Source organism: Gymnodinialimonas sp. 57CJ19 (genome assembly GCF_038396845.1).
Classification (GTDB): Bacteria; Pseudomonadota; Alphaproteobacteria; order Rhodobacterales; family Rhodobacteraceae; genus Gymnodinialimonas.
The window spans coordinates 1,354,922-1,371,546 of record NZ_CP151587.1; the positions used below are offsets into that span (position 1 = coordinate 1,354,922).

Here is a 16,625-nt window from a genome sequence, read left to right on the forward strand (position 1 = left end):
CCGACACTGCAGCTTGCTAGGGCATGTGTTTAATATCAATGAGTTAGGAATTTTTCCTATTGGGACTAAACGAGCAAGCGTCCCGCAGGGGGCCGACTGAATTTTTGTGTATCTGTTAAAACGTAGGAATGGCTGGGCTGAAGTAAACTACCCAGATTCCAAACTAAGTTCACTTCGCAAGCTGCGCCCCACACAGCAAAGGTCTGCTTCGAGCTTGTCCTGACCGATGCTGCACTATGCACAGATGGCCGCAAGGGGCCGAAACTACCTAGAAAGCCTTTGCAAGTAACGATGGCCTTCGTGGCGCGACCAAAAAATTGTTCCCAAACTCGGCAGGTTTTGCACAAAGTATTTGGCCGCAATAAGTCATTGATCTGCCTTGGAGCCGTCGATTTTATCCGTTGACGATCGTTTATGGACACCCTGCTTTGGCAATTGTCGAATGCAGATGCCCCGCAACTTTCAGGCGCGCGGCCAATGTTGATGGAAATCATCAATCACAATCGCATGGCTATGTGACCGCCCATCTCGAACATGTGGATGATCTTCTGGGAGGTCATCATGTGAATGGTTCAATGCCTCGTCATCGTTTGTGGGCCAAAAAGAAACTCCCGTAAGTAGCCCGATAGATGCAAGCAAACCTAGACACACAAGGGCAGCGGTGGGTCCGGCGATGGTGATCAACGATCCAGCAAGTGGATAGGTTATCAACCAGCAGGCATGTGACAACGCAAATTGCGCTGCATAGACGGCAGGCCGATCTTCAGGGTGTGCGGAACGCTTCAAGAGGCGTCCGGATGGGGTCAATACAGTGGAATAGCCGATTCCGATGATCAGCCACCCAAGCAAAAGCGGATACCATTGCTGGCCGAAAACAAGCGACATGCCCGAGAGACCGAATAGAGTAGCCACGAGTACTGCTGCGCCTCCGATCATTACCGGGCGGTCGGGCCTAGTATCTAGAAGCCGAGGCAACACGAGCGCGGCCAGCATTGAGCCCCCTCCAAATGCACTGAGTGCAATCGCGACCTGGGTGTCGCCCAGGCCCAGATCGGATCGGACTAGAACTACGGTATTCACCAGCACCATTGCACCCGCTGCTGCTGCTGCGAGGTTGAGGGACAAAAGCCCTCGTAGGCGCGGCGTGGCGAGGTAAATCCTCAGGCCTCGTGTGGTGCGGTCGTAGATACCGCGCGGGGCACTGGGTTTCGGACTGGGAAGAAGCACTGAGACGACAAGAACTGCGGAGCCGATAAACCCGATCACAGTGCCAAGAAACAGCGCCTGATAGCTCACAAACATCAGCAAGACGGCGGCAAGTGTCGGACTGATCAGGTTTTCCAAATCATAGGCCAATCGGGAAAGAGACAGCGCCCGTGTGTAGCGATCCTCTTCCGGCAAGATGTCGGGTATTGTGGCCTGAAACGTAGGTGTGAATGCAGCGGAAGCGGATTGCAGCACAAATATCAGGACGTAGACCTGCCAGATCTCGCTAACGAACGGCAGGCAAAGAGCCACTGCTGCTCTCACCAGATCGAGGCTAACCAACATCGTTCTACGTGGCCAACGATTGGCGAATGCCCCTGCGATAGGGGCGATGCCGACATAGGCCACCATCTTGATCGTGAAGATTGTTCCCAAAACCAGACCGGCCCTCTCACCGGACAGATTGAAGGCCAACAAGCCAAGAGCAATGGTCGCCAACCCGGTGCCGAGCAATGCAACGATCTGCGCCAGAAACAGGTGGCGGTAAGTGCGGTCGGCGAGGACGGAAAGCATGGGTTATGTCCTATAGATACTTGGTAATCGCTTTGAAGTCCGCAACCACCTGAACATTGGCGGGCCCGGCAATGGCTTCATCGAGGCAGTGGTCAATGTGATCTTGGATCAAAGTGCGTTTGGCCTGCTGAATAGCCTTTTCTACCGCATGAAGCTGTTGTGCGATGTCGGTGCAGGATTGACCGCTTTCGATCATGTTGATGACGCTCATCAAATGCCCATTGGCACGTTTCAGCCGTTTTACGACAGCAGGGTGGGTTGCATGAAGTTCGAGTTTTGCCATATGGGTGATGTATCCCCCTAGGGAGGATGAGGCAAGCGGGCTAAGACCCGTGGGAGCAAGCTAGATGCGGCGGAAAGCAAAGATCGTTGTGAAAGTTGCGCTGACCCTCGTTCTGGTGGTGGGCATGGTCTTGTCGGCCAATGTTCGAGTGGTCTCGCACGATCTGTCTGAACTTACGAAAATCGTTGCGGAACATGACGCCGGGATTGAAGAACACGGTCATGCACATGATGACGCCGTGGATCTGATAGACGCATATCATGGACACTCCCATGATGTGGCGGATCACGATCACAACATCGCGTTCCTGCCGCCACGAACACCCTCCATTACTGTCCTGCCGACAGGAAGCACTTGGGCATTGGCCAACAACGTCTTAGAGGATCAAAGCGACTTCGGCCTAGAGAGACCGCCGCGAGTGTGAAGATGCACCTTTGAGGTGCTGTCTTCCTCCATATTCACCAAGCGGAAAACCACAATGATATACAACCGATCCCATGGGTCGGGGCCATTGTCACATCCAATGCGACAATCCCTGATCTTTTTTGCCGTAGTCTTGCTGGCGCTCTTGGCCCTTGCAAGTTCAGCCTCTGCCCATGCCGTCACTGAGGGTGACGCAGGCTACATCCAAGAGATCAGCGGGATGCACCTGATCCCCTTTATGTATCTGGGGGCCAAACACATGGTCACCGGCTATGACCACCTGCTGTTCTTGTTTGGGGTCGTCTTCTTTCTCTACAGAATGAAGCACGTCGCCATCTACGTCAGCTTGTTTGCCATCGGCCATTCGACCACGATGCTGGCAGGGGTATACTTTGGCTGGAACGTGAGTTCCTACCTCGTCGACGCCATCATTGGCCTCTCGGTGGTTTACAAGGCCCTCGACAATTTGGGTGCCTATCAACGGTGGTTCGGGGTTCAGCCTAACACCAAGGCTGCAACTTTGATCTTTGGCTTTTTCCACGGATTAGGCCTGGCCTCCAAAATCCTAGATTACGACATCGCTCAAGATGGGCTGCTACCAAACCTATTGGCCTTCAACGTGGGCGTTGAGATCGGTCAATTGATCGCTCTCGCTATGATCCTGATCGTGATGGGATACTGGCGAAAAACAACGTCCTTCTGGAAACACGCATACACCGCAAACGTCGCAATGATGTCCGCCGGGTTCATTCTGATCGGGTATCAGATGACCAGCTACTTCGTCGCTTGATCCTATTGGAGACTAAGAAGATGCATAATGGAAACAAACCAAACCTCGACGAGTTGCCGACCTCAGCCCAACTAATCAAATCCACAATCATCGCTGCAGTCGCGGCGATAGTTATCCTTGTGACGGTCGTTCTGCCTGCGGAATTCGGGATTGATCCAACTGGCGTCGGTGGGGTGATCGGCCTTGCTGAAATGGGCGAGATCAAAGGACAACTTGCCGAAGAGGCCGAAGCCGACCGCCTGCTGGAACTTCAGAACGATGGGACGATTGAAGAGCAATCCAGCTTCATCGACGGGGTTTTCGGTCTCATTGTTGGCGCGGCACACGCACAAACCATCGATGCCGAATGGACAGATCAATACACTGTCACATTGACCCCAGGCGAAGGCATCGAAGTTAAACTGGTAATGGAAGAGAGTGCAGTAGCCGAGTTCCTTTGGGTAGCCGAAAACGGCGTCGTGAACTTCGACCTGCATGGCGACGGTGGAGGACAAAACATTAGCTATGAGCGGGGCCGTGGAGTTCCTGGTGCCGAAGGTGTCTTAACGGCTGCTTTCACCGGCAATCACGGCTGGTTCTGGCGCAATCGCGATGACCAAGACGTGACAGTCACGCTCTACGTTCGGGGCGATTACAGCGGGATGGTACTGCCGGAATAACGCTATAGTGGCCCCTGGCGTGCGTTGGGGGCCATCACACCGAAGTCGACGGAGAGCCCTGCATTCGTTTTGACCGAATGTTCCATTCCGAAGGCCTGACAGCGTCGGACCCGGTGGTGGTCGATACGCCGCTGACGCGCATTGCGTCAGATCACCTTCCGATCAAGGCGACATTTAGCTGGTCCTAAAGGAGGGGTGACGCCAATCGCGCCATGCTGTCTTTGAACCGAGACAGGCGAGGTCTTGCGGCGTATTCGTCAACATCAAACGGCCGACAGCCATTGAGGTCTTCCACAAACGCCGACACTAGTTTTGCCGATACTTCTTCATCATAAATGACAGCCGTTAGCTCGTAGTTGATGCTGAATGACCTGATGTCCCAGTTGGCCGACCCGATCGAGCAAATCTTGCCGTCAACGCAGATTGTCTTGGCGTGTAGGTACCCTGCTTCATACATTTGGACATCAACACCGGCCCGTGCGATTTCGGCTGCGAAAGTGTTTGCGGCCCAGTAGGGCAAGATTTGCCCAGGGCCAGATGACGAGATCATCACCTGCACATCCACACCTGAAAGCGCCTTCATTTTCAGGGCTTCACTGATCGTCTCATCAAGAATGAAGAACGGCGACTGGATCAAAACTTGATGTTGTGCGGTTGTAATCATCTCGAAATACAGCTGACGGATCGCCTCGTATTCGCTGTCAGGCCCCGACAAGCAGATCTGCACAGGCAAAAAGGCTCCATCGGTCGTTTCAGACAACTCTGCGAAATATGGCGCCGGATCTAGGTCTTCGCCGGTGGCGTTTATCCAATCGACCAAGAAGATGCTTTGCAGAGCCCAAACAGCACTCCCCTCAACTTGGATGTGGGTATCACGCCAGCGATCAAATCCGGCGGGTGGGGCAATATGCTCATCACCGATGTTAAGTCCGCCGGTGAACCCTATGAGCCCGTCGATGACTGCGATTTTGCGGTGGTTGCGGTAGGATATGGTGTGGATACGCCACAAGGACGAGAAGGGCATGATCTGGATGCCCGCATCACGGGCCTGCCGCAGGTACCGACGGCTGAGCATAGAGAAACTTCCGATGGGGTCGTACAGGATGCGAACCTCAACCCCCTGCGCAACTTTTCGTGTCAGAAGACTCAACAATTGGTCGCCAAAGCTGTCTGCGTTCCAACTGTAATAGTGCAGATGAATGGAGTGCGCGGCCTGCTCCATTGCGGCGATCATTGCAGGAAAGGCGAGGTCGGCATTCTGCAACACCTGCAACTTGTTGTTCGTGGTGACCATCGAATTGCTGTTGGAATGAAGCAGTTTGGCTAACCGAGAGGCGGTTCGGTTCGTCGATTGAAACCGCTCCAAAGAGATGTTGTGTTCAGCCTCAATGTGCGCAAACGACGCGGCCATTGCGTCGGGCACACCCTGTTCCGTCATCTTGAATTTTCGCACAAACGCTTTATGGCCGCGCCCAAAGAACAAATAGATGCCCAAGCCGATTAGCGGCAGTAAGGCAAAGACAAGCATCCAAGCGAAGGTCGATTTCGGGGTGCGGTTTTCAGAAATTATGAAAGCCACCACGCTAAGCATGTATGACCCAATAAAGAGTTGAAGGATCAAAGTCGCGGACATCGTTGATCCTGATCTGGTCTGGAGTTGCAAAGGATCTAGGATACGCGGCCCTCAGCCAAATGAAAATGCTCAGCGCAACTCTGGCTGGCAATAATCGGATGTGGAGCGCCGCGATGGATCGCGCCGGCGTTGCCCGGCATCGGCAAGGGAATGCATGCCGACGTTGCGACCCAACTTTAAGTGGAGCGTTCGTGGCGTCACTTGCCACCAAAGAAAGTAGATATTGTCGACGCAACTAGCCCCATTCAATGGACTAAAATTCAGAATAATCTACACAAACGTCTTTGGCTGTCGCCGCAGGGATTGGGTCCTTCTTAGTCGATCTAAGTCCGAAAGGACGGTCAATTCAGCTCTAAGCAGTCATTCAATGCTTGATGCGACAAAAGCATGCATGCGTCCTTCTCTACCGTTGGTCGGATTGCATTCGATATCCACATGCAGCTCACCGCTTCTTCGCGGTCTCACGATTAATCGGATAACCGCTTGCAGGACCTTTTACGGGCTGCACTAACATCCGGTCGAGCCAAAGGTCCCGTCTTGTCCGGAATTGCTCGATCCCGATCGTCATTCCTTCGTGTCCATCTGTCGGTTGCGCTTTGTAGGTGCCGAGCAATCTATCCCACCAAGGAAGGTTAAAACCGAAGTTGCTATTCGTCTCCTCCGGTCGGATCGAGTGATGAACGCGGTGCATGTCTGGCGTGACTACGATCAGACGGAGGAGGCGGTCCGCAAGCCTCGGCAGCCGAATGTTGGAGTGATTGAACATGGCCGTCGCATTCAAGAGAACCTCGAAGATCAACACGGCAACGGCGGGTGGGCCCAAAGCCAATACGACCGCGAGCTTGATCCCCATCGACAACAGAATTTCCAAAGGATGAAAGCGCAAGCCTGTGGTCACATCAAACGCGAGGTCGGCGTGATGCATCCGGTGTAGTCGCCAGAGTGCGGGGACCGCGTGGAACAACACGTGCTGCAGATAGATTGCCAGATCAAGAACGAGGACCGAAACCGCGAGTGCGATCCAATCAGGCGTGCCAAAGATATTGAATAGGCCCCAGCCCCGGTCCTCTGCCATGACCGCCAAACCGACTGCAAGGATCGGGAAACTCAGCCGCAACACAATCGTATCGACCACCACCAAGGCCAGATGGTTTGTCCAGCGGATGACGCGCGGGATCTCCACCCGCCTCCGTGGCACGGCCAATTCCCACAACGCCATCACCACCAGAACGCCGAGAAACACGACGAGGCGAAGCTGCGGTTCAGTGGCAAGAAAGGACTCGAGCATTTGTGCCGTCGAAGCCTCCATTTAGTGGTCCGCGGCGCGGACGTCAGGTGACGGTGAACTGGCCCATCATACCAGCGTCTTCATGTTCAAGGATATGGCAATGGAACATGAACGGTGTCGTGTCGCTTGCGGGCTGGTCGAACCGGGCCAGGATTTCGGCCTCTCCCGGTATCAAGACGGTGTCCTTCCAGCCGGTGTTCTCGGGCCGAGGCGGAGCGCCGTTCTCGGTCAGCACCCGGAACCGCACGCCATGGACGTGGAACGGGTGCGCAACCATAGAGCTGCGAACATGCCAACGCTCGACCGTTCCAAGTGCGACGTCGAAATTTATCCTGCGCATATCGAAGGGACGTCCGTTAATAGCGAACCCGCCACCACCCCTCATCATGCCACCCATACCCATATCGAGCGAGAACTGCCGGTTTGCGACCTCGGCCCCTAACAAGTCTTCAAGCACTCCGTCCAGTTGATCTGGCAGGTGGGTAATCCGCGTGGGTAGTGTCGCGTCGGTCCCGAACTGCAAGACGCCATAGGCCTGGCTTGGATCACTCATCAGTACCGGAGCCCCATCGCCCGAGAAATCGACAAGGATCTCAGCCCGCTCTCCGGGGGCAAGGCGCAGTGTGTCGAGCGCAACAGGCGCGGGCAGAAAGCCGCCATCCGTCGCCACAAGGTGCATCGGCTGCGTATCATCGAAAAAGAGCGTGTAGATGCGCGCATTTGAGCCGTTGAGCAGACGTAAGCGCACGATCCCATGCGGTACCACCGCCGTGGCACCGGCCTGACCGTTGACGAGCATCCGGTTGCCTGTGAACCCATGCATCCTATTCATCATGGATGGATTGTAGACCATGCGCCCAGAGGCATCGAACCGCCGGTCCTGCAAAACCAATGTCAGATCATCGACCCCATAGGTGGACGGCAGACCGCGCGCGTCGTCCTCGCCATCAGTCACGTGAATAACTCCGGCTAGCCCGAAGTAAACCTGCTCGGCAGTTCGCTCATGGATATGCGAGTGATACCAGATAGTTGCTGGATCTTGCGCAATCGTCATTTCTGGTTGCCATGTCGCGCCAGGCGCGATCGGAAGGTGCGGACCGCCGTCATGCTCTCCGGGCACCAAAAGGCCATGCCAGTGCGCGCTGATAGGTTCATCGAGTGTATTTTGCACCTCGGCGGCTAGTTCGCCGTTCTGAAGAACAATGGTCGGACCCAGATACTCTTGATTGAACCCGGCGGTTGGCGTGCTTGGCCCACCGAGAAAACCGCTGCTGCCCGCTTGCGTCGCAAGGGACAGCCGACTCGTCGCCCGTGTGTCGAGAAGTGGCGGCATGGCAAGGCGCGTAAGTGGCCCTTGGCCCTGAGCTGATGCCAGCCGGGCAGACGATTGAAACAGGACACCCGCTGTCGCAAGTGCTGCGGAGGTCGAGGTCAGGAACTTACGTCGTTTCATTTTGTCCTTTCAGTGCCCGATAGTGCTTATGCAAATGGAAATCCCGATGCGTCGTTCGCTTGTGGAATTGGAGCGGGCCGATTTGTCGGCTTAAATCCACGTATTAGGATTGCCGCAACGGCCTCAAGTCTGGGGCCATTGCGGGGTCACGAGCGCCGAGTGAGGCGCGCCTCACTCGGCCAGCAATTTCTTACGTTCTGCAAATTCCTCGGAGTCGATCTCTCCCTTGGCGTATCGCTCCTTGAGCAGCGCCAAGGCTCGGTCGTGCGCGACGTGACCGCTGCTGCCAGGTCCGGCCACACCGAAAAGACGCAAGAGATAAATGATCCCGGCCACGATCGCGACCAAGATCAAGATCATGAATATCGGGCCAAGGACCATGCCGAAGCCGCCCCATTGGTTGCCACCCCACATCATATCGTGTCCATGCGCGTAGGAGCCGTAACGATCCGGGATTTCACCGACCTGTGCCATCGCCGACGTCGCGACAAACCCGCCTGCGGTCACAATGCCCGAGACAATTGCAGTTTTCCTGTGGTCCATTCTGTGTCTCCATTTGCATGGCATCTAATCGCGCCATTCGTTACCCCTAGTGAGAAAGCGGGGTGCAGTCGCTGATGTGGATCAATACGACAGGGCCGAGTTGCGGTAACCTGCACGCGAGATACTCAATCGGGGATCTTGCCACGAAGCGCCCAAAATAGTCGCGAACGATCGATCTCCGCGCGGTGTCGCCAAGCCGGCGTCTCAGGGCGCAAAATCGAGGAGCGCATTCCAGTGACATATACGATCAATCGCCATTTCATCGACGCCACATTCGACGAGATCGACAGGCGTACCCGCGCTGCCCTTGCGGACAACGGCTTCGGCGTTCTGACCGAAATCGACGTCAAGACGACGATGAAGAAGAAACTGGGTTTGGAGATGCGGCCGTATCGCATTCTAGGGGCCTGCAACCCGAAGATGGCCTTTGAGGCCATCGGGATGGAACCGCGTGTTGGCGCGATGTTGCCCTGCAACGTGATCCTGCGCGAGGTCGATGGCGGCGTTGAAGTCAGCGCGATCGATCCGGTGGCCTCTATGCAGGCGATCGAGAATCCGGCGCTGCATGCTGTCGCGGGTCAGGTTCGCGATCTACTTAGGCAGGCCATCGAAGCGATCTGAAATGAGGATTCATGTGGCTTTTTCGCGGTGGTGGCTGCCGTCAGGATCGATGGGATCAGTGAATAGTACGCTGCGCCATCGCGCGGGTGCGCGCGATCAGGCGCGGGCATGTGCCTCGAGTCCCGGGCCTCACCCTGCCAAATCACAGCCTTGAGGGCACGAACCATGCCGCATGACCACGGCCACGCCCAAATTGACCCGGACTCCGGCGACAGGCGTGTCTCCATTGCCATCTGGGCGAATGGCCTTCTGACGGTCGCGCAGATCGTGGGCGGGGTGCTCTCGGGCAGCCTCGCGCTGATCGCAGATGCACTTCACAACTTTTCCGATATGGCGTCTCTGGTCATTGCGTTTGGCGCGCGCAAGATCGCCCGCCGTTCTGCTGACGAGAATATGACCTTCGGCTATGGCCGGATCGAGATCGTGGCTGCGCTAATCAATTACACGACGCTCATCCTTGTCGGGGTCTACCTGATCTATGAGGGCGGAATGCGCATGATCGATCCGCCGGAAGTGCAGGGCTGGACGGTCGTGATCATCGGGGGTGTGGCGCTTGGTGTCGATACGCTGACGGCACTGCTGACCTATTCGATGCAGAAGGACAGCGTGAATATCCGCGCTCTGTTTCTTCACAACTTGTCTGATGCGCTTGCTTCGGTGGCGGTCATCGTTGGCGGATCGCTGATCATCCTCTATGACATGCGGTGGGTTGATCCGGCCATCACCATCGGCATCGCGCTCTACATTCTGTACTTGGCGGTTACGGAAATTGGAGGTCCGATCCGAACCCTGATGCTCGGCAGTCCGCCCGACATGGATAACGCTGCGGTCGTCGACGCGATGCGCGGCGTAGACGGTGTCGCAGACGTTCATCACGTCCTGAGCCTCCCCCTTTGAAGTGGTCCGCCCCTATAGTTAGGAAAGCGGAGGACCATAGATGGCCATTAAGAGACCCAAGCCGGAAGAGATTGTCGTGAAGTTACGGCAGGTTGAAGTTCTGATGGGGCAAGGCATGCCCCGGATTGACGCGATCCGTCAGATCAGCGTGACTGAACAAACCTATTATCGCTGGAAGAAGAAGTACGGCGGAATGGGCACAGAACAGCTCAAGGAACTGAGGCGGCTACAGAAAGAAAACGAGCGCCTTAGGCGTGCGGTTTCTGACCTGACATTGGACAAGTTGATCTTGAAGGAGGCCGCATCGGGAAACTTCTGAGCCCTTCGCGTAGGCGGGCCTGCATTGATCATGTGCGCTGCAAAATGAAGGTTTCCGAGCGTCGTGTTTGCCGCGTGTTGGGCCAGCATCGATCAACGCAGCGACGGTTACCATGTGGGCGTGCTGACGAAGAACGCTTGATCGCAGATATGATCGAGCTGACGCGCCAGTTTGGTCGATATGGCTACCGTCGGGTTGCCGCCTTGTTGAGAGACGCAGGTTGGCAGGTGAATGACAAACGTGTGGAATGCCTGTGGCGGCGTGAGGGGCTAAAAGTGCCAATGAAACAACCAAAGAAGGGGCGGCTCTGGCTGAATGATGGGTCGTGCGTCCGGCTGCGCCCTGAGTATCGCAATCATGTCTGGTCGTACGACTTCGTACATCACCGAACAGACGACGGCAGGGCCTTTAGAACGCTCAACATCTTGGATGAACACAGCCGGGAATGCCTGGCGATCAGGGTGAAGCGGAAGCTGAACTCGACCGAGGTCATCGACGCCCTGACGGATTTGTTCATCCTGCGAGGAGTTCCTGCCTACATCAGGTCAGACAATGGCCCGGAGTTCATCGCCGAAGCTGTCAGGAATTGGATCAAAGCCGTGGGAGCCAAGACGGCTTACATTGAGCCCGGGTCACCCTGGGAAAACGGATATTGCGAGAGCTTCAACGGGCGAATGCGTGATGAATTGTTGAACGGCGAGATCTTCTACTCGCTGCGTGAAGCCCAGATCATCATTGAAAGATGGAGGAACCATTACAACACCAAACGACCACATAGTGCTCTGGGCTACCGCCCACCTGCGCCAGAGGCCATCGTTCCGATGGACCAAAGGCCCATCATGCACTAACTTTCAATTTGGACCACTAAACTGGGGCTGCTCAGAATCAAACGACACAAACCCGAAGAGATTGTCACGAAGCTGCGGAAGGTTGAGGTACTTTGCGGCCAAGGAATGCCACGTGTCGGCGCCATCCGACAGGTGCAGATAACGGAGCAGACATTCTATCACTGGCGAAAGCAATATGGTGGCATGGGAACAGACCAACTGAAGGAACTAAAGCGCATTCAAAAGGAGAATGACCGATTGCGCCGCCCAATATCAGATCTGACTTTGGACAAGCTGATCTTGTCGGAAGCAGCACGGGGAAACTACTAAGTCCCTCGCGTCGTCGTGCTTGTATCGATCATATCCGCGATCGCGTCAGGGTGTCGGAACGGCGGGTCTGTCATGTCTTGGGGCAGCACCGGTCTACGCAGAGGAGTTTGCCTGTCGGCCGGTCCGACGATCAGCGTTTGATCGCTGATATGATCGAGCTTACCCGCCAGTACGGTCGTTACGGTTTTCGTAGGATCGCGGCCCTGCAAAGGGATGCAGGTTGGTTGGTGAACGACAAGCGTGTCGAACGCCTCTGGCGACGTGAGGGGCTCAAAGTGCCAATGAAACTGCCCAAGAAGGGGAGGCTATGGCTGAACGATGGCTCGTGCGTTCGTTTGCGGTCGGAGTATCGCGACCATGTCTGGTCATATGACTTCGTTCATCACCGGACAGACGATGGAAAGGCATTCAGAACCCTGAATATCTTGGACGAGCACAGCCGACAGTACCTCGCAATCCGGGTTAAGAGGCGGCTGAACTCGACTCAGGTCATCGACGCCCTGACGGATCTGTTCATCTTGCGCGGCGTTCCTGCCTATATCCGGTCGGACAACGGCCCAGAGTTCATTGCTCAGGCTGTCCGGGACTGGATTGCGGCAGTCGGTGCCAAGACGGCCTACATCGAACCAGCGTCACCTTGGTAGAACGGATACTGCGAAAGCTTCAACGCCCGGTTCCGGGATGAGCTGTTGAACGGAGAGACCTTTTGCTCGTTACGTGAGGCCCAAATCATCATTGAAAGCTGGAGGAAACACAACAACACCAAGCGACCGCACAGTGCTTTGGGCTACCGACCACCGGCCCCTGAATCCATTGTCCCGATGGAACCCAGGCCAGTCATGCACTAACATTCAAAACGAACCACTCAAGTGGGGCCGATCACCGCGAACTTCTGACCATCGTCTCATCGTAATGGAAGCGCGTATTTGGGGTTGAATATCGGCGAAAAGATCTACAGGAACTAACGCAACATTGGTGACGATGGACCATATTTTTTTCACTTTGGAACTATCGGCTCTGTTTCAAGCTATCGAACCCACTGTCGAAGCACGAACTTCGCGCCTTGATTGCAGCTGTCGCCTAGTTGCAAGGTGTCGATTAAGCTGATCGTTCCTTAAAGTCCTGGGAAGTTGTGTTCATCGCTCTCGGGCAAAAGGTGCTCAGGTCACTTGGTCCATCGGCTTCTTTCGAGAACATCCACTGCAGTGAACGATGGAACGAACGTTGCCCAACCCTTTCTGTTCACGCACTGAAAGGTAATGAGTATTGGCGACACGTGCTCGCGGTGACAGTGACTCATATTGCGGACCAGAGGTTCACACAGAGATGTGGCTATGCGTTTCGCCGATCATACCATGAAAGGCAAAAGGGCGACCGGAGCGTTCACGTTCCCGCTAGACCTGCGAATTCGGCAGTCTGCGTACAACTTTTCTCTTGAACCTCCAGCTACTGGAGGTGTTACCGCGTGTTAGGTAAAGTGTGGCATTGCCACTGAAAGTCGAACTTGATGCGGGGAAAACAGATGCTGACCAGACGACATTTCATCCAGACAACCACGGCGCTGTTTTCTGCGGCATTGGCCGGACCGTCGTTGGCAAATAACTGGCCAACGGAGTCGGAAATGGCGACTTGGGACGCGCAGGTTACTCCGCCAGAATTTGATCTTTCGACCACCAATCCGTGGGGGCTGGATCGACGTTTGCTTCCTCAGAGAGTTGCCGCGAACGACGGATTAGTTCCGGGTGACATCCATGTCGACGCGACCGCGCGCTACCTGTACCACGTAGAAGCCGGGGGGACCGCTATGCGATACGGCGTCGCTATCGGTCGAGACGGATTGTATGAACCGGGGACCTACACGATCCGCCGCAAAGTTGAATGGCCACACTGGACTCCCACGCAGAACATGATCGCCCGGGAGCCAGGGGTATATTCGCAGTATGCCAATGGACAGGAACCTGGACCCAACAACGCGCTCGGCTCACGTGCTCTGTATTTATACGTCGGACAGCGTGACACGTTTCTTAGGATCCACGGAACGCCACAGCCTTGGTCGATCGGAAGTCGTGCGAGTTCCGGATGTGTGCGCATGGTTATGCCACATATCAATGCGCTCTTTCCCAATGTCGAAATTGGATCCATGGCGCGCCTTTATCCGGCTTAGAAAAGAAGAGTTGGAAGTCGCGTTTGGCAGATGAACCATATCGATCCTTACTCCTTCCAGACCGACATTGAATTTCCGTTGCTTGGCGCGCCATGTCGGGCGAGGGCTTTCCGCATCTGCGTGTCCCGGATATGCGGGAAATGTCATTCGGGGACATCTGGGGTTGAACCAAAAATAGCCACTTGAAGCTATAGTGGCTGTAGGTGCTATCTAAATTGCATCATATCGATTCCCGAGGTTTCTGATGCCGTCCGACCCACATTTTCACGATCATACTCAGACTGGCCACACGCACGGCGAAAGCTGTTGCGGAAGTGACAAGCCCGTTAACACGTCGCCTGCACCAGCTCCGTCGTCGGGACGCAGCTTTCAGGTGTCTGGTCTCGACTGCGCTGAGGAAGTCTCAATCCTCAACAAGGTAGTTGGCCCCAAAGTGGGCGGGGCCGAGCATCTAGCCTTCGATGTCATCAATGGGCGAATGACCGTTTTGGACAGTGCCAAGACGATATCGGACTCGTATGTCGCAGAGTTGGTCGCAAGTACCGGCATGACAGCCAAACCGTGGGATGCCGAAAGGGCATCGGTCGATCAGGCTGAACACCTTGCCCGCCAAAGATTGTTCACGTTCCTCAGCGGAGGCTTCTGGGCCGCAGGCTTTATCTGGCACGTGGTTGAAACCGGTTTGGGCGGAGCTGTCGGGCTCTTTTCCGGCCATGGCGAAGCGCCGATGCCGTTGATCGAGGTTGCGTTCTTTGCAATCGCGATCCTATGCGGCGTCTGGCTCGTGGCGCCGAAGGCGTGGTCCTCGGCGCGGCGGTTCTCGCCCGACATGAACCTGCTGATGGTCGTCGCAGTTGCAGGTGCCATTGGACTTGGTGAGTTCTTCGAGGCGGCGACAGTCGCGTTCTTCTTTTCCCTGTCTCTCTTCCTTGAGAGTTGGAGCGTCGGACGAGCAAGGAATGCTGTCTCCGCACTTCTTGATCTCGCGCCGCCAACCGCGCGGGTGATCCGCGATGACGGCACAGAGTTGGACATGCCAGCGGCAAAAGTGGTTGTGGGCGACCGCTTTGTGGTGCGTGGTGGCGACCGTATTCCGCTTGATGGAGAGGTCACATCCGGGATGGGAGCCGTCGATCAGGCTCCGATCACCGGTGAAAGCGCGCTGGTGCCGAAGGAAACCGGGGATGACGTTTATGCTGGCACGATTAACGGTGAAGGCACACTGACGGTGCGCGCCACCAAGTTGGCATCTGACACGGTGCTGGCCAAGATCACGCGTATGGTTGGCGATGCCCATGCGCGCCGCGCGCCGGTAGAACAATGGGTCACGAAATTCGCACGCATCTACACGCCCATCGTGATGGTGTTGGCGATCGCGATTGCAGTTCTCCCGCCGCTCATCGCAGGCGGGGCGTGGGACTACTGGTTCTACAACGCGCTTGTCCTTCTGGTTATTGCCTGCCCGTGTGCGCTGGTGATCTCGACGCCTGTGTCCATTGTCGCGGCACTTGCCGCATCGGCTCGGGTTGGGGTGCTCATCAAGGGTGGGGCTTATGTCGAAGCGCCCGGCCGTACGACGGCGCTGGCGATGGACAAGACTGGAACGATCACCATGGGCGAGCCTGAAGTGGCGTCCGTGCATCCGTTGGGCACCGCGACGGCCAAGGATCTGATCGAGATGGCCGCAGGTCTTGAGGCGCGATCCTCGCACCCTTTGGCGCGTGCCATTCTTGCGCGGGCCGAGGTCGACGGTGTCACGGTGTCCGCCGCTGAAGATACCCGCACGGTGCCGGGTCGTGGGCTTGAAGGGCGCGCAGCTGGCCGTTCGATCTGGCTAGGCTCTGACCGCTTCGCGGAGGAGAAGGGGTTCAGCAGTTCTATCCCAAAAGACATCCGCGACCGGATTGAAGGCGCCGGAAGCACGCTCGTCGCCGTGGGCGATGAAACGGGTGTGATTGGACTGCTGGAGCTGCGTGACCGTATCCGTCCCGACGCCAAAGGCATCGTGGCGCAGCTTCACGCACAGGGCGTGAAAACCATCGTCATGCTGACGGGCGACAACGAGCGTACCGCGCGGGCCGTGGCCGCCGAGGTGGGTATCGACGAGGTGCGCGCCGAGCTTCTGCCCGAAGACAAAGTGAAAGCCATCGAAGAGCTGGTCGAAACCCACGACATGGTGGCCATGATCGGCGACGGCGTGAACGACGCACCCGCCATGGCGCGGGCGCATTACGCGATTGCCATGGGTGCCGTCGGCTCGGACGCCGCGATCGAGACGGCGGATATCGCGCTTATGACCGACGATATCGCCAAGGTGCCTTGGCTTATCGGCCATTCGCGCCGGGCGATGTCGATCATCCGCCAGAACATAGCGATTTCGCTGGCAACCAAGGCGCTGTTTGTCGGGCTGACGGCCTTCGGGATGGCGTCCATGTGGGGGGCTATCGCCGCGGATGTCGGTGTGTCGCTGGTCGTCGTTGCCAATGCCCTGCGGCTTCTGAATGCCGGGGAACGCAAGCAGCCCCCTGCCGGTGGAAAGCGGGTCGGCGCGAAGATGGCCAAGGGGGCCTTGGCGCCGGGACAATAAGGTGGCCCGGAAGGGCGGCGAAGGTGGGG

13 protein-coding genes and 2 pseudogenes are annotated in these 16,625 nt (G+C 56.4%); 9 read left to right on the forward strand and 6 right to left on the reverse strand.

What is annotated here, in order from left to right:
- Positions 1–462: 462 nt before the first annotated feature.
- Both AADW23_RS06820 and AADW23_RS06825 read right to left on the reverse strand, forming a co-directional pair.
- Entirely contained in the window at positions 463–1,779 is a 1,317-nt protein-coding gene (locus tag AADW23_RS06820; protein WP_341863766.1) for an MFS transporter, read from the reverse strand.
- Between the two features lie 10 nt (positions 1,780–1,789).
- On the reverse strand, positions 1,790–2,062 hold the full coding sequence (locus AADW23_RS06825; RefSeq protein ID WP_341863767.1) for a metal-sensing transcriptional repressor: 273 nt from the start codon (positions 2,060–2,062) through the stop codon (positions 1,790–1,792).
- A gap of 64 nt (positions 2,063–2,126) precedes the next feature.
- Here AADW23_RS06825 and AADW23_RS06830 point away from each other — a divergent pair, with 64 nt between their 5' ends.
- The 3 genes from AADW23_RS06830 to AADW23_RS06840 all read left to right on the forward strand — a co-directional run bounded on the left by AADW23_RS06830 (position 2,127) and on the right by AADW23_RS06840 (position 3,934).
- On the forward strand, positions 2,127–2,486 hold the full coding sequence (locus tag AADW23_RS06830; protein ID WP_341863768.1) for a hypothetical protein: 360 nt from the start codon (positions 2,127–2,129) through the stop codon (positions 2,484–2,486).
- Positions 2,487–2,585: 99 nt separating this feature from the next.
- Complete coding sequence (locus AADW23_RS06835; protein WP_341863769.1) at positions 2,586–3,275, forward strand: HupE/UreJ family protein; 690 nt, start codon at positions 2,586–2,588, stop codon at positions 3,273–3,275.
- Positions 3,276–3,295: 20 nt separating this feature from the next.
- Complete coding sequence (locus AADW23_RS06840; protein ID WP_341863770.1) at positions 3,296–3,934, forward strand: transmembrane anchor protein; 639 nt, start codon at positions 3,296–3,298, stop codon at positions 3,932–3,934.
- 184 nt (positions 3,935–4,118) lie between these two features.
- Here the strand turns inward: AADW23_RS06840 and cls are convergent, their stop codons facing one another.
- From cls to AADW23_RS06860, 4 genes are all read right to left on the reverse strand, one after another.
- On the reverse strand, positions 4,119–5,567 hold the full coding sequence (gene cls, locus AADW23_RS06845) for a cardiolipin synthase (protein WP_341863771.1): 1,449 nt from the start codon (positions 5,565–5,567) through the stop codon (positions 4,119–4,121).
- 442 nt (positions 5,568–6,009) lie between these two features.
- Positions 6,010–6,855, reverse strand: a complete 846-nt coding sequence (locus AADW23_RS06850; RefSeq protein WP_341864294.1) for a sterol desaturase family protein — start codon at positions 6,853–6,855, stop codon at positions 6,010–6,012.
- A 43-nt stretch (positions 6,856–6,898) separates the two neighbouring features.
- On the reverse strand, positions 6,899–8,308 hold the full coding sequence (locus tag AADW23_RS06855; protein WP_341863772.1) for a multicopper oxidase domain-containing protein: 1,410 nt from the start codon (positions 8,306–8,308) through the stop codon (positions 6,899–6,901).
- 171 nt (positions 8,309–8,479) lie between these two features.
- A complete protein-coding gene (locus tag AADW23_RS06860) occupies positions 8,480–8,851 on the reverse strand; it encodes an SHOCT domain-containing protein (RefSeq protein WP_341863773.1) in 372 nt (123 codons plus the stop codon).
- 234 nt (positions 8,852–9,085) lie between these two features.
- Between AADW23_RS06860 and AADW23_RS06865 the strand changes: the two genes are divergently transcribed.
- From AADW23_RS06865 to AADW23_RS06890, 6 genes and pseudogenes are all read left to right on the forward strand, one after another.
- Entirely contained in the window at positions 9,086–9,472 is a 387-nt protein-coding gene (locus tag AADW23_RS06865; RefSeq protein ID WP_341863774.1) for a DUF302 domain-containing protein, read from the forward strand.
- A gap of 165 nt (positions 9,473–9,637) precedes the next feature.
- A pseudogene (locus AADW23_RS06870) lies at positions 9,638–10,351 on the forward strand (cation diffusion facilitator family transporter); the annotation flags it as partial.
- A gap of 58 nt (positions 10,352–10,409) precedes the next feature.
- Positions 10,410–11,536 (forward strand): IS3 family transposase gene (locus tag AADW23_RS06875; RefSeq protein ID WP_341863775.1). Its coding sequence is split into 2 segments (ribosomal slippage): positions 10,410–10,674 and positions 10,674–11,536, totalling 1,128 coding nucleotides; the frame shifts between segments, so codons are not numbered across the junction.
- A 27-nt stretch (positions 11,537–11,563) separates the two neighbouring features.
- A pseudogene (locus AADW23_RS06880) lies at positions 11,564–12,693 on the forward strand (IS3 family transposase).
- 674 nt (positions 12,694–13,367) lie between these two features.
- Positions 13,368–14,009, forward strand: a complete 642-nt coding sequence (locus tag AADW23_RS06885; RefSeq protein WP_341863776.1) for a L,D-transpeptidase — start codon at positions 13,368–13,370, stop codon at positions 14,007–14,009.
- A 244-nt stretch (positions 14,010–14,253) separates the two neighbouring features.
- Complete coding sequence (locus tag AADW23_RS06890; RefSeq protein WP_341863777.1) at positions 14,254–16,596, forward strand: cation-translocating P-type ATPase; 2,343 nt, start codon at positions 14,254–14,256, stop codon at positions 16,594–16,596.
- The last annotated feature ends 29 nt before the right edge of the window (positions 16,597–16,625 follow it).